9 protein-coding genes and 2 rRNA genes are annotated in these 20,006 nt (G+C 58.2%); 6 read left to right on the top strand and 5 right to left on the bottom strand.

Going from position 1 to position 20,006, the window contains the following annotated elements:
- Both JMV15_RS27275 and JMV15_RS27270 read left to right on the top strand, forming a co-directional pair.
- Positions 1–7,772, top strand: a 7,772-nt coding sequence (locus JMV15_RS27275) for a beta strand repeat-containing protein (RefSeq protein WP_232246270.1), incomplete at its 5' end; no start/stop codon positions are given.
- Positions 7,773–7,922: 150 nt separating this feature from the next.
- Positions 7,923–8,261: a hypothetical protein gene (locus JMV15_RS27270; RefSeq protein WP_014716366.1), complete on the top strand. Its 339-nt coding sequence runs from the start codon at positions 7,923–7,925 to the stop codon at positions 8,259–8,261.
- Positions 8,262–8,385: 124 nt separating this feature from the next.
- Here JMV15_RS27270 and lapD read toward each other — a convergent pair whose 3' ends face one another.
- Both lapD and lapG read right to left on the bottom strand, forming a co-directional pair.
- Entirely contained in the window at positions 8,386–10,332 is a 1,947-nt protein-coding gene (lapD, locus tag JMV15_RS27265) for a cyclic di-GMP receptor LapD (protein WP_019819858.1), read from the bottom strand.
- A gap of 14 nt (positions 10,333–10,346) precedes the next feature.
- Positions 10,347–10,970, bottom strand: a complete 624-nt coding sequence (gene lapG / locus JMV15_RS27260) for a cysteine protease LapG (protein ID WP_019819857.1) — start codon at positions 10,968–10,970, stop codon at positions 10,347–10,349.
- Positions 10,971–11,289: 319 nt separating this feature from the next.
- On the opposite strand from lapG, the gene JMV15_RS27255 reads away from it, so the two are divergent.
- The 4 genes from JMV15_RS27255 (at position 11,290) to JMV15_RS27240 (ending at position 17,454) form a co-directional block, all read left to right on the top strand.
- Positions 11,290–12,000, top strand: a complete 711-nt coding sequence (locus JMV15_RS27255) for a GntR family transcriptional regulator (protein WP_014716363.1) — start codon at positions 11,290–11,292, stop codon at positions 11,998–12,000.
- Positions 12,001–12,377: 377 nt separating this feature from the next.
- The gene (locus JMV15_RS27250; RefSeq protein WP_014716362.1) at positions 12,378–13,136 is read left to right on the top strand and encodes a DUF3050 domain-containing protein; all 759 of its coding nucleotides are present in this window, start codon (positions 12,378–12,380) and stop codon (positions 13,134–13,136) included.
- Positions 13,133–14,080, top strand: a complete 948-nt coding sequence (locus tag JMV15_RS27245) for a diiron oxygenase (protein WP_014716361.1) — start codon at positions 13,133–13,135, stop codon at positions 14,078–14,080. Before JMV15_RS27250 ends, JMV15_RS27245 begins: the two co-directional genes overlap by 4 nt.
- Positions 14,077–17,454 carry an amino acid adenylation domain-containing protein gene (locus JMV15_RS27240; protein ID WP_014716360.1) on the top strand — a complete coding sequence of 1,126 codons (3,378 nt, stop codon included), beginning with the start codon at positions 14,077–14,079 and terminating at the stop codon, positions 17,452–17,454. Before JMV15_RS27245 ends, JMV15_RS27240 begins: the two co-directional genes overlap by 4 nt.
- Before the next feature lie 63 nt (positions 17,455–17,517).
- On the opposite strand, the gene JMV15_RS27235 is transcribed toward JMV15_RS27240, so the two are convergent.
- From JMV15_RS27235 to rrf (JMV15_RS27225), 3 genes are all read right to left on the bottom strand, one after another.
- Positions 17,518–19,398 (bottom strand): methyl-accepting chemotaxis protein, encoded by a 1,881-nt coding sequence (locus JMV15_RS27235; protein ID WP_014716359.1) that lies wholly within the window; start codon positions 19,396–19,398, stop codon positions 17,518–17,520.
- Positions 19,399–19,671: 273 nt separating this feature from the next.
- Positions 19,672–19,787, bottom strand: a 5S ribosomal RNA gene (gene rrf, locus JMV15_RS27230).
- 109 nt (positions 19,788–19,896) lie between these two features.
- Positions 19,897–20,006 (bottom strand): 5S ribosomal RNA (gene rrf / locus JMV15_RS27225); the annotation flags it as partial.

Genomic DNA, 20,006 nt, shown 5'->3' with positions numbered 1-20,006 from the left:
GCGAAGGCGGCAACATCGTTTACACCGCCAGCCTTGTGGATAAGAACGGCGCACCGGTGACCAACATCACCAACCCGTTGACCGTGACTTTGGATAACGGCCAGACCATCACCATTGGCGTAAACCAATCGAGCGGTAGCGTTTCGGTTCTTGCTCCTGATGATGTTTACAAGGGCGATCAGACCGTCACTACTGCTATCAAAGGCGTAACCGGCGGCGAGCACTTTGAAAATCTGGTGCCGGGTACTACGGCGGTGAACACCACCGTTACGGATACCCCAGGCACCGATAACACAACCACGGTTACGCTGACTGCGCCAAGTGCCGTTAACGAAGGCGGCCAGATCACCTACACCGCGACCTTGAGCAACAAAGCCGGTACCGACGTAACGCTGAAACTCGACAACGGTTCAAGCATCACCATCAAGGCTGGCGACACGGTTGGCACCGTAACCGTGCCTGCCCCTACCGATGACGTGTTTATCGATAAGAGCACTCAGACCGTCAAGATCACCGAAACCACTGGCGGCAATTTCGAAAAACTCGAAGTTGCGGGCAACGGTGCGACCACCACGATCAACGACACCATCGACAAGGTCGATGTGGTTCTGACCGCCACCACCACCGTTGGTGAAGGCGGCAACATCGTCTACACCGCTAGCCTTGTGGATAAAAACGGTGCGCCGGTGACTAACATCACCAACCCGCTGACCGTCACCTTGGATAACGGCAAAACCATCACCATTGGTGTGAATCAGTCGAGCGGTAGCGTTTCGGTTATTGCTCCTGATGATGTGTACAAAGGCGATCAGACTGTCACCACCGCGATCAAGGGTGTGACGGGCGGCGAGCATTTTGAAAACCTGGTACCGGGCACTGCGGCGGTAAACACCACCGTCACAGATACCCCCGGCACTGATAACACCACGACGGTCACGCTAACCGCGCCTAGCGCAGTGAACGAAGGTGGTCAAATTACGTACACCGCCACACTTTCCAACAAAGCGGGCACTGACGTTACGTTGAAGTTGGACAACGGTTCTTCGATCACTATCAAAGCTGGCGAGACCGTGGGTACTGTGACCGTGCCCGCCCCTACTGATGACGTGTTCATCGACAAGAGCACTCAGACCGTCAAGATCACCGACGCTTCCGGCGGCAACTTCGAAAAACTCGAAGTTGCCGGCAATGGCGCAACGACCACGATCAACGACACTATCGACAAAGTTGATGTGGTCCTGACCGCCACTACCACCGTCGGCGAAGGCGGCAACATCGTTTACACCGCCAGCCTTGTGGATAAAAACGGTGCGCCGGTGACTAACATCACCAACCCGTTGACCGTGACCCTGGATAACGGCAAAACCATCACCATCGGTGTAAATCAATCGAGCGGTAGCGTTTCGGTTCTTGCTCCAGATGACGTGTACAAGGGCGACCAAACTGTCACCACCGCTATCAAAGGCGTAACCGGTGGCGAGCACTTTGAAAATCTAGTGCCGGGTACTACGGCGGTGAATACCACCGTCACGGACACACCAGGTACCGACAACACCACCACTGTGACGCTGACAGCGCCTAACGCTGTTAACGAAGGTGGACAGATTACGTACACCGCCACGCTCTCCAACAAAGCGGGCACTGATGTAACGCTGAAGTTGGATAACGGTTCGTCGATCACCATCAAGGCTGGCGACACTGTTGGCACTGTGACCGTGCCTGCGCCTACCGATGACGTGTTCATCGATAAGAGCACTCAGACCGTCAAGATCACTGACGCTTCCGGCGGCAACTTCGAAAAATTAGAAGTTGCAGGCAACGGCGCAACCACCACGATCAACGACACCATCGACAAGGTTGATGTGGTTCTGACCGCCACCAACACCGTCGGCGAAGGCGGCAACATCGTCTACACCGCCAGCCTTGTGGATAAAAACGGCGCAGCGGTGACCAACATCACCAATCCGCTAACCGTCACCTTGGACAATGGCAAAACCATCACCATCGGTGTGAATCAGTCGAGCGGTTCCATCACCACCGTAGCGCCAAACGACGTCTACAAAGGCGACCAAACCGTCACCACCGCCATCAAAGGCGTGACCGGCGGCGAGCATTTCGAGAATCTGGTCCCTGGCACTACCGCGGTGAACACCACCGTTACGGACACACCGGGTACCGATAACACCACCACCGTGACGCTGACAGCGCCAAGTGCCGTTAACGAAGGTGGTCAGATCACCTACACCGCAACTTTGAGCAACAAGGCCGGCACCGACGTCACCTTGAAGTTGGATAACGGCTCGTCGATCACCATCAAAGCTGGCGAGACCGTCGGTACTGTGACCGTGCCCGCCCCTACCGATGATGTGTTTATCGATAAGAGCACTCAGACCGTCAAGATCACCGAAACCACTGGTGGCAACTTCGAAAAACTGGAAGTCGCAGGCAGCGGCGCGACCACTACGATCAACGACACCATCGACAAAGTTGATGTTGTCCTGACCGCCACCACCACCGTCGGCGAAGGCGGCAACATCGTCTACACCGCCAGCCTTGTGGATAAAAACGGCGCGCCGGTGACCAACATCACCAATCCGCTGACCGTCACCTTGGACAATGGCAAAACCATCACCATCGGTGTGAATCAGTCGAGCGGTTCCATCACCGCCGTAGCGCCAAACGACGTCTACAAAGGCGACCAAACCGTCACCACCGCCATCAAAGGCGTGACCGGCGGCGAGCATTTCGAGAATCTGGTCCCTGGCACTACCGCGGTGAACACCACCGTTACGGACACACCGGGTACCGATAACACCACCACCGTGACGCTGACTGCGCCAAGTACCGTTAACGAAGGCGGCCAGATCACGTACACCGCGACCTTGAGCAACAAGGCCGGCACCGACGTCACGCTGAAACTCGACAACGGCTCAAGCATCACCATTAAGGCCGGCGAAACTGTTGGCACCGTCACTGTCCCTGCGCCTACCGATGACGTGTTTATCGATAAGAGCACCCAAACCGTCAAGATCGCCGAGACCACCGGCGGCAACTTCGAAAAACTCGAAGTTGCCGGCAATGGCGCCACCACCACGATCAACGACACCATCGACAAAGTCGATGTGGTCCTGACCGCCACCACCACCGTCGGCGAAGGCGGCAACATCGTCTACACCGCCAGCCTTGTGGATAAAAACGGCGCAGCGGTGACAAACATCACCAATCCGCTGACCGTCACCTTGGACAATGGCAAGACCATCACCATCGGTGTGAATCAGTCGAGCGGTTCCATCACCACCGTAGCGCCAAACGACGTCTACAAAGGCGACCAAACCGTCACCACCGCCATCAAAGGCGTGACTGGCGGCGAGCACTTCGAGAACCTGGTGCCGGGCACGACGGCGGTGAACACCACCGTCACCGACACACCGGGCACCACCGACCTGACCACCGTCACCCTGACCGCCCCAACCGCGGTCAACGAAGGCGGCCAGATCACCTACACCGCCACCTTGAGCAACAAGGCCGGCAGTGACATGGTGGTGCAGCTCGACAACGGTTCGAGCATCACCATCAAGCAAGGTGAGACCGTGGGCACGGTGACCGTCCCGGCGCCTACCGATGACGTGTTCATCGACAAGAGCACCCAGACCGTCAAGATCACCGGCACCACCGGCGGCAATTTCGAGGGGGTGACCATCACTCCTGCAGGCGCCACGACCACCGTCAACGACACCATCGATGACGTGACAGTGGTGCTCAAGGCCACTGGCTCGGTCAGCGAGGGCGGGCAGATCGTCTACACCGCGTCCCTGGTCGACAAAAACGGCGCGGCCGTGAACAACGTGGGCTCCGACCTGGTGGTAAGGCTGGATAACGGCTCGGCCATCACCATTGGCAGCGGCAAGTCCACCAGCTTCACGACGGCTACCGCACCGAACGATGCCTATGTCGGCGCCAATGATGTCAGCGCCAAGATCACCGGCGTGGTCAGCGGTGGCGACAAGTACGAGCATCTGATTGTTGATGGCAGCCCCGCAGTCACCAAGGTCACGGATGTAGTGACTGATACCAAAATCAGCATTACGGGCGACGGTTCGGTCACTGAAGGTGGCACCGCCCACTACACCCTGACCTTGACCAACCCGCCGCAAACGGATGTGACCGTGACGCTCAAATACAGCGGCACCGCCACTGACGGTTCGGACTTCACTGGCGTGTATACCGTGAAGATCCCGGCAGGCTCCAGCAGTGTGCCGTTTGATATCCGCACGCTCGACGACAAGATTACCGAGCCTACGGAACAGATCGTCATCACCATCGACAAGGTCACCGGGGGCAACTTCGAGAACCTGGTGATCGACAAAGGCACCGTCACCACCAATATCCTCGACAACGATGCGCCGCCGGTGCTCGACCTGGATGCCAACAACTCCAGCGGCGCCACGGGTGCCGATTACAAGACGACATTCACCGAGGGTACCGCCGGGCCGGGCGTGTCGATCGCCGACACGGACATCAAGATCACTGACCCAGACAGCACACTGCTGACGGGCGCGACGGTCACGCTGACCAACGCGCAGGCTGGTGATGCCCTGAACCTGGGCAATAGCGTGAATGGCATCAGCGTCAGCACCAACAACCAGACGGGCACTATTACCCTGACGTTGTCCGGCAGTGCGACGCTGGCTGACTACATGCAGCGTATCCAGAACATCACGTTCACCAACAACAGCCACGACCCGAGCACCACGCCCCGCACCATCACCGTGACGGTGACCGATGGCGGCAACTACTCCAACGTGGCCACCACCACCGTCAACGTGGTAGCGGTCAACGATGCACCAGTGGCCACTGGCGGTGCCGTGACCGGTACGGAAGACACCGCGCTGGCCCTGACCTGGGCCAACTTCGGCGTGAGCGATGTGGACTCGCCACAAGCCAGCCTCGGGGTGAAAATCACCGAGCTGCCGGTAGCCGGCAAGCTGCAATACCTGGCGGCGGATGGCACCACCTGGACCAACGTGAGCAGCGGCCAGACCTTTACCAAGGCTCAGATCGATGGCGGCCAACTGCGCTTTACGCCGAATGCCAACGAGTCCGGCGCCGACGGTTACGGCGGCACTGGCGTGGGTAACAAGCAGGCGGATTACGCGCAGTTCAAGTTCCAGCCAACCGATGGCAAGGACCTGGGCACCAGCGCCACGGTGAAAGTGGATATCACCCCAGTGGCCGACGCACCGACCCTCAGCGTGGCGGACAACAACGTTGCCTCGACCGGGCTGGTCAAACAGGGCTGGAACAACATCGCCGGCCTTGGAAACAACGGCAATGGCGCTGCGCCAGACGTACTGAAAAAAGCCATCGACAACGCGGGCACCCCCAACAACACCTCCGTGGTGACCAACGTCGAGTCCGTCGACAACGTCACCGCCGGTTCTGGTTCCAAGATCTCCGGCCTGATCTACATGGAAGCGGGCAAGAGCTACACCTTCAGCGGTATCGCCGATGACAGCGTGGTGGTCAACGTTGGCGGTAAAGACGTTGCCAGCGGTTTGTGGGGCACCAACAGCGGCAAGTTCAGCGGCTCGTTCACGCCAACCACCACCGGTTACTACAGCCTTGAGATCTACCAGGCCAACCAGGCGGGCCCAGGCAGCTTCGACGTTAACCTGTCGATCAACGGCGGGGCGGTGCAGAACCTGAGCACCAGCACCGTGCCGTTGTACACCGGCCTTACCGACCTGACCAACGCCGGCGTCACCGTATCCGACCTGCATGGCAGCAACGGTGACGGTTACTACGTGGGCTACAAGCTCAACGAAGGCCAGGAGAACGGGACGGTCAAACTGTCCAAGGTCACCACCGCGCTGACCGACACCGACGGCTCCGAAACCCTGAGCGTAAAGATCAGCGGCATTCCGGCAGGCTCGGTGCTCACTGACGCGTCGGGGCACACCTTTACTGCGGGTAAAACCGTGGGCGAAGTGAATGTCACCGGCTGGGACCTGAACACCCTGACCATCAAGCCGCCGACCTACTACAGCGGCCAGTTCAACCTGACAGTCACCTCGACTTCCACCGAGAGCATCGGCGGTTCAGCGACCACCACCGCGCAATTACCAGTCACGGTGCATCCGGCGACCTACAATTCGGTCACCGGCACCTCGGGCAGCGACACCATCAATGGCAGCGATGGCAACGACATCGTCGTGGCCGACATCGCCGGCCTGAACGTGGTGCAGGGCAAGAACTACAACATCGCGTTCATGATCGATACATCGGGCAGTATGGGTGCGGACTCGATAGCAGCGGCAAAAACCTCGCTGACTACCACGTTCAACTCGCTGAAAAACAGTATCGGCGCCAGCACCTCCGGCACTGTGAATATCTTCCTGGCGGATTTCAGCGACCAGGTCAATCGCACGGTGACAGTCAACCTGAAAGACCCAGGTGCATTGGACTCGCTGCAGAAAGTCCTGGACTCCATGGTGTCTACCGGCGGGACCAACTACGAAGACGTGTTCAAGGCCGCGTCCAACTTCTTCAAAAGTGCCCAGGCGACTGGCAACACTGGCGCTATTAATACAACGTACTTCATCACCGATGGTCAGCCGACGTTTTACCAAGCGTCCGAGCAGACCAACCCGTACTTGTACGGCAACGTCAGGCTCGATGATGTCGTCACCATGAACAACTACACCATAGGTACCGCCACCCGGATCAACATCGATTCGAATAACTACCTTGATATCAACTCTGCCGGCAAGGTGACCCTCTGGTCTTACGGCTGGGGATACAACAAGGGAATCATCCACGCCCAAGGGGATGGCACCTATGAAATATCGGTGCAAGGCGGCCTCGGATACGATACCGACTACTCCACCACCCTCAACTCCAACAGCGCGTTCGCACTGCTTAAAGGTCTGTCCACAGGTGGCGTAGAAGCCATCGGCCTCAATAGTGGGGTCAGCTTGAATCAGCTGGCACCGTACGACAGCGATGGCAAGCCACAGGCCAACATCGATCCGAAGGACCTCGCCAACGCTATCCTCGGCCACACCGAGGCGACGTTGCCGGGCGCGGACACCGTCAGCGGTGGCGACGGCAACGACATCCTGTTCGGCGACCTGGTGAGTTTCAGCGGGATCAATGGCGAGGGTTACAACGCACTGCAGGCCTTTGTCGCGCAGAAAACCGGCGTGGCTGTCTCTGCGGTGACCGCCTCTAACGTTCACCAGTACGTCACCGAACACTATGTGGACTTCGACGTCTCCGGCGCCAAGGATGCCAACGACACGCTGTTGGGCGGCGCTGGCGACGACATCTTGTTCGGCCAAGGCGGCAACGACACACTCGATGGCGGCAAAGGCAATGACATCCTGCTGGGTGGCACCGGCAACGACACGCTGATCGGCGGCCAGGGCAACGACATCCTGATCGGTGGCTCGGGTGCCGACACCTTTGTGTGGAAGTCTGGCGACATCGGCAACGATGTGATCAAGGACTTCAAGGCCTCGGAAGGCGACCGCATTGATCTGCGTGATTTGTTGAAAGGTGAAACCGACAGTACCATCGACAACTACCTCAAGATCACCACGGTAGACGGCGTGTCGACCCTGCAAGTGAGCAGTGAAGGCAAGCTCAACGCCGCCGGTGGCCTGGCCAATGCCGATGTGACGATCAAGCTGGAAGGCAACGACTGGTCCCACACCAGCATCAACTCGCTGATCAGTGGTGCCGACCCGACCATCAAGATCGACCACACTTAAGACACGATTAATCGGCCGCCCTTTCAGGCGGCCGTTTTTTTGGCCTGCGGGTCGCTGGCCCTGGCGGACGGTGCATCGCATACTCACGCCCATACACGCAGCGTTGACCTATGCTGTTGAACGCCTGTGGCGCATTTTCGAGGGGTTGTTATGTTTTACGTGCAACGTGATGCACAGGGCGCACTGGTTCGCGTAGAGGCTATCGCCTTTACCGAATCCACTGAAACCCTGCCGGCCGATCACCATGAGATCCAGGCCTGGTACGCCAACGAAGTGGTGGAAACCAGCCTGGCCCAGCTCAAGCAGAGCGACTTGGAGATGATCCGGGTGCTGGATGACTTGATCCAGGTGCTGACCCGCAAAGGGGTGATCAGCGTGACCGACCTGCCGCCGGCAGCCCAGGCCAAGTTGATGGACCGTAACCAGGCGCGGGAAGCGTTGGGTGGGTTGAGCCAGTTGATCGATGATGACGAGAAAGGATTGATTTAATCCAACCGCTCCTACCCCTGTAGGAGCGAGCTTGCTCGCGAAAAAACTGAAATCGCCACGGGGTGTCAGGCTTCGCGCGTTATGGTTGGAGATCTTCGCGAGCAAGCTCGCTCCTACAGGTAAATTATTTCCAGGGCGCGGGCTCGCCAAACAGTTGGCCCTGCACGCCGAAAATCCCCATCTCACGAATCACCTTCAGTTCGCCCTCGGTCTCTACACGCTCGGCAATCAGTGGCAGGTCGATGCTATGGGCCGCTCGCTGGATGGCCTCGATAAACAGGCGCTTGTCACTTTCCTGGTCGATGGCGCGAATGTAGCTGCCGTCGATCTTCAGGTACGCCAGGCCCAGGCGCGCCAGATTACCGATCATGCTGAACCGCCCACCGAAACGTTGCAGGCTGAGGGAGAAACCCAGCTCGCGCAGGCGCTGGGTCATCTGTTCCAGCACGGGCTGCTCAGGCAGTTGCTCTTCACCGATCTCCAGGGTAAGGCGCGGGCCCAGGTTGCTGTGCTGACGTAGCAGGTCATAGATGCGGTTCAGAGCCTGGGGGGCCTGCAGGGTCGCGGCCGAGAGGTTCAGCGCCAGGTTCTCGGTGTGGCTGCTCATCTGCTTGAGCACCTGCTCCAGCATCAGGCGGTCCAGGCGGGCCGACCAACCGAAGCGCTCAAGCCACGGCAGGAAGCGCCCGGCCGGTATGGTGTGGCCGCCCTCGTCCTGCAAGCGCGACAGCACTTTGTAATGCAGGACCAACTGTGGGTCCTGGCTGGCCACCACCGGCTGGAAATACAGCTGGAAGCGCTGCTGGGTCAGGGCCTGGTCCAACAAGGTGTGCCAGGCATGGTGATCGTCACCGACGCTGGCGGCGGCGCTGCGGTCCAGGCACACCCAACTGGTGTCGCCCTGCGCTTGGGCCTGGGCCAGGGCCTGGTCGGCCAGGGTCAACAGGGCTTGGGGCGCGTCGCCATGGCTGAACGGTGCCAGGCCGATATAGGCGACCGGTGTAACGTCGCTGGCACCGGTCGCTTGCAGGCTGAGCAAGGTGCTTTCGAGGTTTTGCGCCAGTTGCACCGCTTCTTCACGCATCAACCCTGGCGCCAGCACGGCGAACTCACCGCCACGAATACGGGTGACCAGGTTATGGGTTTCAGGGTAAGGCGCGCACTGGCGCAGCAGCTGTTGGCCAACCGCTTGCAGCAACTGGTCGGTGCGCTGGCCGCCCAGGCGCTGGTTGAGGCCGGCCAGGTCCTTGACCCGCAGCAACAGCAAGTAGCCGGAGTTGGTCTCTTCCGGGTTACTGACGCGGGCGTTGAGCTGCATCTCGAAATAACGGCGGTTGGCGAGGCCGGTGAGGTTGTCCTGATAGGATTCGGTGCGCAGTTTTTCGCTACGCTCGGCCTGTTCCTGGAACAGCGCCTTGAGCTTTTCCACCATCTGGTTCATGGCCTGTACCACGCGACGCAGCTCTGGCGTGCGGGGCAAGTCAGGCAGGCTGAGGAACTCACGGCGGGCAATGGCGTGGGACTGTTTGACCATATAGTCCAACGGCTTCAATTGCCGGCGCAGCAACAGCCCACCGAGCACCACGCTGACCGCACCGCACAAGAGCAACCAGCCCAGGCTACCCAGGGCGCTTTGCCAGAGCTTGGCCAGGGCGAACATCGGATGGCTGACCACTTCTACCCGTGCGGCCTGTTCCCAGCCACGGCTGACCAGGGCATCACCACCGGCCGGCTCCAGGCCGATCAGGTTGACGAACCAGTTGGGCACGCCGTTGTTGTCAGGAATACCGCTGCGCTCGACGATGGTTTTGTCGGTGGCCAGGTCCACGACGCGGATGCTGGCGTAGTAACCGCTGTCGAAGATCGAGCTGACCAGCAGCTCCACCATGGCCGGGTCATCGATATTCGGGGTCAGCGACAGCGCCAACGCCGTTGCGGCATCCTGGGCGTGGGAGCGCAGTTGGTTGACGTATTGGGTGCGCGAGCTTTCCAGGCTGACCATGAAGCTGCCGCTGAAGGCGACCACCAGGAACAGACAGATTGCGATCAATAGCTGTTTGAACAGAGACATCCGATCAGTTACTCCTAGTTGGCAGGCTCGGCTGGGAAGCCTTCCGCACGCATTTTTCTCAACACATCCTGCCAGCGCGACAAGCGTTTGGTATCACCGACTTTCTTGTTGCCCTTGGCACCAGGCAAGTACAGCCCCTCGGCGTTGAATGAGTACACCGGGACCAGATCGGTGCGACGGGTGGCCGGCAGGATCTCATCCATCAGGCTGTCGAGCACCAGTGGGACGGCGTCTGGGGTCGAATAATAGGTCAGGACCATGTGCGCCCGATTCTGCCGCAAGGCCTTGACGTAGGTAATGCGCAATTTGTCGCTGGACACCCCCAGGTGACGCAAACTGAAATACTTTGCGATGGCGTAGTCTTCGCAGTCACCGGCGCCTTTCCAGAGTGCTTCGACGGGTGTCTCCCAATAATCGACAACGTGCCAGAGATCGATGTCTTCCACGTAGGTCATTTGCTTGTTGAAGAACAAATTGACGACCTTGAGCTGGTCCTGCTCGCTGACCTGTTTTTCGCTCGCCAATAGCCGCTGCCAGGCGTCGATACGTTGCTGGCCTTGCCCCAACGGGCCGTAGACGGCGGTGGCCTTGCGGCTGATCTGCGAGAAATCCCAATCGGCACGCAGCCCGCCGAGCATCAGGCCAGCCAGTAAAATTGCTGATAAAAGCCAGCACAGCAGTCGATAGGGAATAAAACTTACCGCCAAAGTGTTCAGTCCATGAAAGAGACGGAATTTCAAGGAATGGTGAAGCCTGGCCCTACAAAAAACAATGGCACAGTGCAATCATCACAGTAGGCGGTGATTTTATAACCGCCTCCTGTGAGAGACACAAAGTATGCTGTGTAAGCCCTTACAAACGGAAACTCTGGCTGTTTGACAAGCGCCTGGCCCATCTTTAGTGTTCTTTGGATCCAATTAGCCAACCTATTATTCAAGAAAGGAGGATAGCGCAACCGTGACGCAGAAGCCGAACCCATTAAGCAGCATCAAAATCAGCGGGCCTATTCCCGCCCATCTTGCGCGCTCCGTTATTGAAGAAACCTTGCGTAATGCCATCCTCGATGGGCGATTGCCCTGTGGCACCGCCATGCGCCAGCAAGAACTGGCCAGCCTGTTCGGCGTCAGCCGCATGCCCGTGCGCGAAGCTTTGCGCCAGCTGGAGGCGCAATCCTTGCTGCATGTGGTGACTCACAAGGGTGCCGTCGTTGCCCCCTTGATCGAGGACAATTCGGCAGAGACCTATGCCTTGCGCATGTTGCTGGAGTCCGAAGCCTTGCGCCTGTCGATTCCGCTGCTCACCGACGCGGACCTTGCTCAAGCCGAGGCTTGTATCAATTCGCTGGAAAGCGAAAAAGACTACACCGAGATTGGTCGCCTCAATCGCCTGTTTCACATGGTGCTATATGGCAAGGCGCCCAACCAGCGACTGCTCACCCTGGTCGAGCACGGGTTGAATGAGGAGGAACGCTTCCTGCGCTTCAACCTTGAGGCGATGGGGCTGGGCGAGACCTCCCAGGAAGATCACCGCGAACTGCTGAGCCTGGTGGCGCAGAAGAAGGTCGAGGAGAGCATCCTGACGTTGCGTAACCACTTGATGCGAGGCATGGAGGTGATCGCCACCTACCTCAGCAGCCTTGAGAGCGCCGACAAAAAAGCCGTGCAGTAAGTTTTTTTGCTTTTGCCCTTAATCCTCAGGTGATGGAGCAGCTTCCCTATCAGGGTTGTTGCTCCATCAGAAATATTTAAAAAATAACTAAAGAACGATTAACGCCGACTTAGTGCACGGAAAAATCCCACCTATAGCCGGGCAATTTACCGCACATATAAACATCGGCAAAGTCCTTTAATACATTTGCATACCGGTTCAAACATTCAATCAGCTTATTATCTTCGCTCAGCAAGCCACGCCTTCCCATACCGCTGCGGCCGCCTATTTAAATGGTAGCGCCGTGCGCGTGAACGCGATCAAGTTACTCTTGCACCCACAACTATAACAGTCCAACACTGCTTTTAAAGCACTCGCAACAACTATAGGCGTCAACCATGCATCACTATTTACTTGAGCAAAAAAAACAAAAACTGTTCGACCACCCGTTATTTATAGAAATAACCACCGTTGGCAAGTTACAACACTTTATGGAACACCATGTATTTGCTGTCTGGGACTTCATGAGCCTGACCAAACGCCTGCAACAGGACCTCACGTGCACACAGTTACCCTGGCTCCCCTGCGCTGCTCCCCGCGCTGCCCGCCTGATCAATGAAATCGTGCTGGCTGAAGAGACGGACGAACACCCGACACGGGGCTATTGCAGCCACTTCGAGCTGTACCTTGACGCGATGACGGAAGTGGGCGCCAGCACCGTCGCAATCACTCGCTTCATCGACCTGCAAAGCCAGGGAGTGGAGGTAAGCGCAGCCTTGCAAATGAGCGATGCTCCCCTGGGCGTGGCCCGCTTCGTCGACAGCACCTTACAAATCGCCTTGAGCGCCCCAACCCACTGTGTGGCGGCGGCGTTCCTGCATGGCCGCGAGAGTGTGATTCCGTCAATGTTCAAGGGGCTTTTGCATAGCCATGCGTTTATAGGTCGGCAGGCCCCTACGTTATGTTACTACCTCAACCGCCATATCGAATTGGACGGCGATGACCACGGCCCTGCGGCGCAACAGTTGCTAACGCACCTGATCGACGCCGACCCCAGTCGTCAGCAACAAGCCGATAGCGCCGCCCTGGGCGCCGTGGAAAGTCGTATTACCCTCTGGGACGACGTGCTGGCCTCGATGCAAGAGGTACGTCCGTGAACGCCGTCAGCTACCAATCCTTTGCCGATGACTGGGAACGTCGCGCAACCATCCGCACACGCCCCCGGCGGATGTTGGAAGACGACGACAAACTCATCTTCCCCCTGTGCCGTCAGCCTCTGGTGCTGAGTGCAACCTTTCTCAAGCACTGCCCGCAATGGCGCGACTTCGTGCTGGTGCAAAGCTTCTACAAATTCATCAATGACGTGGTGATTTTCGAAACCGAGATCGTCGACAAAACCGCGCGCAGCATTGCTAAAAATCGCTTCTCCCTGCCCTTCCCGCTCGCCTGCCGTTACGACGCGATGACGGTCGTTGTCGACGAGGATTACCACGCGCTGGTAGCCCTGGATTTCCTTCAGCAAGCCGTGGCAATGACCGGGATTCAACCGCTCGATCTACCCGGGCAAATTGAACTGAGCCGCGCGCTTCCGGCAGCCCAGGCGCAGGTACCGACATATTTGCACGATGCCGTTGAGCTGATCGGCGTCGCCATCGCCGAGAACACCGTCACCCATGACGTCGCAGCGTTTTCCAAAGACGCCAGCGTCAAATCCTCTGTCCGCGGCCTGATGGCCGATCATCTGTTTGATGAAGGGCGGCATGCGCGGTTCTGGACACAGTTGGTGCGCCTCTACTGGCAGTCGGCAAGCCCGCAAGATCGCGACCACATTGCTCAAGCCCTGCCCGTATTCCTGACGCACTACCTGACCAACGAGCTACAAAAAGACTTCGATCTGCAACTGATCGAACACTTGACGATCAGTGCCGACACTCGCGTGGCACTGCGCGACGAAATCCGGGCGCTGGATTTTCCCATCACCCACCAACATCCGCTGGTGGCCAATATCATGGGCTTTCTGCACCACAGCGGCGTATTGCAAACCCCCAGCGTGGCACGAGCCCTGCGCGACTATCTGCCCGTATCGACGAGGTTGGCATGAGGCGCTTGCAGATCGAGTGGCGTGGTACCACTAACGCTCTGGCGGCGCTCAAGCAGGAGCTGGAGCAATATGGGCATGTGGCAGGAGCGGGGTCTGTGGATCTGGTTATTGAAGACGGGAGTCAGCCGCTGCCGCCCTCGCCCGCCAGTGCGCCATGGTTAAGCTTGCGCGTGGGTATCGGCCCGCTCTGCGAACACGGGCTGCCCTCATTGCAGTTGCGCTGCTATGACCGGGAGCGGCGCCTGCTGACGGTGCACGACGTTGCCCAGGAACCCAGCGGCAATGGGCAGCGGTTGCGTCAGCAGGCAACGAATGCAGTGGTGGAGTGGGCTGCTTTGTTGGTCTGCGGTTTTTCAAGAGACCCCGCCTACTTCTCGGCAACGGCCGCTGCTAACGCCTGGCCTGAACAGGGCCTGCAGGAGTTGGATGCCTTGGCTTTCATGCACCGGTTCAACCACACGGCGGACCCTGCCTTGTTGCAAGCGGCCCGAACGCCCATGATCGAACGGCTGCAGGCCAGCCTCAATAACTTCGCACATCGAACAGTGCTGAGCATCGCCGGTCATGCGCTGACTTATCGGCAGCTCCAGCAACAAGCCATGGCTATTCAACAACGCCTGCTTCCCTTGCTGGAGGATGCCGAGGCTCCACAAGTGGTCGGCGTATGCCTGGAGAAATCCGCCGAGTTGTACGCCAGCATTCTCGCGGTGCTTGGCTGTGGCGCCGTGTATTTGCCGCTGGTGCCTGACCACCCGGAGCAACGCCAGCACTGCATGCTGACCAGCCTCAAGGCCTGTGTGCTGCTGGAGAATGGCCAGCACCCATTGCGAGAGCGTTTCGTTTCACTTGATGTGAGCCAGGTTGCCGCGCACAGCGCCGACATGACGCAACCGCTGATGCACCGTCATCCCCGTGCCGACGAGCCGTGCGTGGCACTGTTCACCTCGGGTACGACGGGCCAGCCCAAGGGGGTACTGCTGAGCCAATACAACCTGGCGCATTTCACGGCCTGGCTCGTCAGTTGCGTGGCGTTGGATCAACACAGTCGCGTCCTGCAGTTTTCGCCACTGGGCTTCGATTCTTCACTGATCGATATTTTCCCTGCATTGATCGTTGGCGCCGCGTTGATTGTCCCCAGCCCAGACCAACGTCACGACCCTCAGCAACTGGTAGAGCTGATTCGCAAGCAACGCGTCACTCATGGGTTTGTGCCACCGGCACTGCTCAGCATCCTGCCGCTGGATCAGCCATTGGGCATGACTCATTTACTGACCGGAGGTGATTTCTGCGAGCCCTGCGTGATTGAACAACTGGCCGGTCAATGCCAGCTGCATAACCTCTATGGGCCGACCGAGGCCACTGTGTTGGCGACCCATCGGGTATTCCAACGAGGTGACAGCCATCGCAATATCGGCCTCCCCATCGCTAACAGCCAGGTGCTGATTCTCGACGAGAACCTGCAGCCCGTGGATGAACAGGTAATGGGCGACTTGTACATTGTCGGTCCCGGAGTAAGCCTGGGTTATTCAAATACACCATCGCGGCCCGACAATCCGTTCGTGGCGCTGACACTGCCAAATGGCCAAGTGCTACAGGCTTATCGCAGCGGCGACTTGGCAAAATGGACGCAAGAGGGCATCGAACTGGGCGGCCGCAGGGATGAGCAAGTCAAGATCCGCGGGTTTCGAGTTCAGCCTCAGGATATTGAACAGTGCTTGCGCGATAGTCGCTTGTTTCGCCAAGTGGCAGTGGTGATCGATACGGCACACAGAGTCATCGGCTTTGCCGCCCAGCCGGAATCTGGCGCTACGCTGGCAAGCCTGAAGGAACATGCTCGGCAGTGGTTGCCCGTGCATATGCAGCCCAGCGCTTGGAGCGAACTGGCATGCATGCCCCGTTCGAATAACGGCAAGATCGATCGCAAGGCCTTGTTGGCCATGCCAATACCCATACCCATCGGGAGGGATCGCTGTCGCATACAAGACCCTTTGCAGGCACAACTGGCTGACGTGTGGGGTGAGCTGCTGGGATTACCCGCAGGCGAACTCTCGATTGATGAGAGTTTTTTCAACCTCGGTGGCCACTCCATCCTGTTGTCGACTCTGTTGCTACGCCTGCGCGAGCAGTTTGGCCGCAGCTTCTGCCTGAGCCCCTTTTTTGAGACGCCGACCATCCGCACATTGGCCGCACTCATGGATGGCAGTGCGCTGCCGGATACACCATCCGACCAGATGGAACAAGATGCGACGCGAGCACTGGAGGTCGAGGTGCTGCCCGAGACCCTTGCGGGAGATTCGCGCAAAGCCATCGTTACTGGCGCAAACAGCTTTGTCGGGGTGCATATCGTCCAGGCACTGCTGGCTGGCGGGGCGCAGGACGTGGCGTGCCTGGTGCGCGAGTCGCCCGGCCATTCGGCAGCGGCAAGGTTCGCCCAGGCATTGCGTGAATACCGCTTGGAACATCTGGACCTGAGCCGAGTACAGGTATACGCCGCCGATATTCGTAAACCTCGCCTGGGCTTGGCCGACGACGTGTACGAGCACCTCGCCCGTCATTACGGCGTGTTGGTGCATAACGCCGCGCAGGTCAATCATGTGATGGATTACGCCTCACTCGCAAAGGACAACGTCGAGCCGGTGCTGGAATGCCTGCGTCTTTGCGAGACCCATTGCAAGAAGGTCCTCAATTTCATCTCGACGCTGTCAGCCTGCAGCAGCGTAGACGTCGACGGGTACGTGCTTGAAGCGCCTGCCCGACGCGCACTGCCGCTCTATGTGAAAAATGGCTACAACCTCTCCAAGTGGGTAGCCGAGCGGCTATTAGGACGGGCAGTTGAGCAAGGGGCCTGGGTCAATATTCATCGGCCGGGAAATATCAGCTTCAACAGCCAGAACGGCGTTTGCCAGCCACAGAAAAACCGCTTGATGTTGATGCTCAAGGGGTCTCTGCAATTAGGGATGGTCCCCCGACTGGACGCCAATTTCGACCTGATGCCGGTGGACTTCCTGGCGCGTTTCATCGCCTTCCACAGCGCTCACTTTGACCCTGGGCGACATGTGTTCAACCTGCACAACCCGCTGCCCTTGAGTTGGGACCAGTACCTCGACGCCTTCAGCGAGGCTGGGCACGTTTTTGACCGAGTCAGCGTTGAACACTGGCAACGGGCGTTGCGCAACGTAAGTCGCGATAACGCACTGTTCGGGGTGCTGGGCTTTTACCTGGACGGACTGGGCGAAGACATCGGTGATACATCGATGATCCGTTACGACAATGCCCGGTGGGGCTTGGAAAAAATGGGGATGTGCTATCCACCCAAGAGCCAGGCGCTGTTACGCAAAGGCTGCGACTACCTGAGCGCTATCAACTTCCTCTGAATAGCACCCTGGACGTGAGGCCAAGCGATCGGAGCGAGAGGCCTCGCTCCGATGCGGTCAGGATCAGATCTTGAAGCTATCGACCAATTGCTTCAGTCGGCTGGCCTGCTGGGACAGCGCATCGCAGTCCTTGAGCGTCTCGTTGAGGTTGGCCACACCCTGCTGGTTTAGCAAGTTGATCTGGTTGATATCGACGTTGAGGGTTTCAACCACTGCGGTCTGCTCTTCGGTGGCGGCCGCGACGGATTGGTTCATGCCGTCGATCTCAACGATACGTTGCGTCACGCTGACCAGACGCTCACCTGCCTGGTTGGCGACTTCGACACTTTCTTCGCTGGAAGCCTGGCTGGCGTTCATGGTGGTCACAGCTTCACGCGAGCCCACTTGCAGCGAAGTGATCATCTTGTGAATTTCCTCTGCCGACTCCTGGGTACGGTGCGCCAAATTACGCACTTCATCCGCCACCACGGCAAAACCACGCCCGGCTTCACCAGCACGGGCCGCTTCGATCGCCGCGTTGAGGGCGAGCAAGTTGGTTTGTTGGGAAATACCTTTGATCACATCCAGGATGTGCCCGATGTTGTCGGTACTGGCATTAAGGGTTTCAATCTGAGTGCAGGACAGGCTGATCTTCTGCGACAACTCAGACATCGCCTGGATGGTTTGCTCCACCACTTTACGACCATCGTCAGCTTGTTCGCTGGCACCACTGGCGTGCTGGGACGCATCCGCGGCGTTGCGCGCGATTTCCTGGGTGGCAGCCCCTAGTTCGTTGATGGCTGCGGCCACGCTGTTGGTACGCGCGCTCTGTTCGTCAGAACCGATGATCGACGCATTAGATGAAGCCATCACACGCTGGGACAAATCGTGCACCTGGCGCGTTGCCGAAGACACTTCGGAAATCGACGCGTGGATTCGCTCGACGAACTGATTGAATGCGCTGCCGACCTCGCCGAACTCGTCTTTGCTGGTCACGTCCAGACGTCGGGTCAAATCACCTTCGCCTTGGGCAATGTCCTGCATGGCCACGCCCATGGTGGTCAGCGGGCGCAACAGTACTTGAATCAACAGGCTCAGGAGCACCGCAATGGCGACAACGGCAATCAACATCGCAATCAAGGCCGAAGTACGGAACTTGCCCAGCGGGGCATAGGCTTTTTCTTTGTCGATCGAAAGGCCGATGTACCAGTCAGCGCCAGGCAAGCCGCTGATAGGCGTGAAGGAAAGGATGCGATCCTGACCGTTGAGGACAACGTCCTGATTGAGCTTCTCAATGCGCACATGGGTGCCAGGGTAGATGTCCTTGAGGTTCTTCATCACCTGGTCCTGGTCTGGACTGACGATGACCTGGCCATCACCGCTGACCAGGAACGCATGGCCGATACCACCGAAGTCTACTGAGTTGATGATCTTCACCAGTGTCTGCAGGCTCAGGTCACCACCGACAACACCCAATAACTCGCCGTTCTTTTTCACCGGCATGGCAATTGTCACGATCTGACCGCCCACAGCCGCCATATAAGGCGGAGTAAGCATGGTTTTGTCCGCCACCACTGCTTGCTTGTACCAAGGGCGCTGACGAGGGTCATAGTCGTCAGGCATCTTCGCGTCAGGGCGCTGGGTGAATACCCCGTTGGTTTGACCTACATAGGTGAACTGGAAATTGGTGGTGAATGCTGGCTGATCGACCAAACCAGGAAGGTCGGCCGCACTGCCTTGGTGGGCAACGTTCTGCGCCAGATTCTCGAGGACCAGGATGCGACCACTGAGCCAGTTCTGCACACTGCTGGCGGTCAGCTCGCCGGATTGCTGGATGGACGATGTCAGGTTTTGCCTGATGGTACTGCGCTGCAGGTAGTCGTTGTAGAGCGTAAATAGCGCGAAGGCTAAAACCACGACGCCTGACGCGGCCAACAGAATTTTATGACTGAACTTGAGATTCATTTCATCGACTTCTTTTGCCAAAGGGGGGTGAGCGTGCCGAGTGGAACATTCCATGTAACGGGATAGGCGGACTCTGCGGTCGCTCTATTTCGGTGCACGCATGGCTCGTCAGGCTTTCGGCCAAACTTCGACAAATCTTAGAAATTTGTGAGAAGCATCTTCTTTTAGCGTAGGAAACCGACAGGCGGTAGGGATAAGGCAGATTCGCTGTGATGGCTGCCCTAAACGACAAAACCCCTGTCTGCGTTAGCAGACAGGGGTTTTGGAATTCAATCTTGACGATGACCTACTCTCACATGGGGAAACCCCACACTACCATCGGCGATGCATCGTTTCACTGCTGAGTTCGGGATGGGATCAGGTGGTTCCAATGCTCTATGGTCGTCAAGAAATTCTGTGTACCAGACCGTTGTGTTGGCAACGTGCCGGTGAAATTCATGAGCTTCTACATAAACAAAACCCCTGTTTGCGTTAGCAAACAGGGGTTTCGGAATTTAATCTTGACGATGACCTACTCTCACATGGGGAAACCCCACACTACCATCGGCGATGCATCGTTTCACTGCTGAGTTCGGGATGGGATCAGGTGGTTCCAATGCTCTATGGTC

It is taken from the genome of Pseudomonas paracarnis, assembly GCF_904063055.1.
GTDB lineage: Bacteria > Pseudomonadota > Gammaproteobacteria > Pseudomonadales > Pseudomonadaceae > Aquipseudomonas > Aquipseudomonas paracarnis.
The sequence above is the reverse complement of the archived record's forward strand: the minus strand, read 5'-3'. Positions and strand labels throughout refer to the sequence as shown.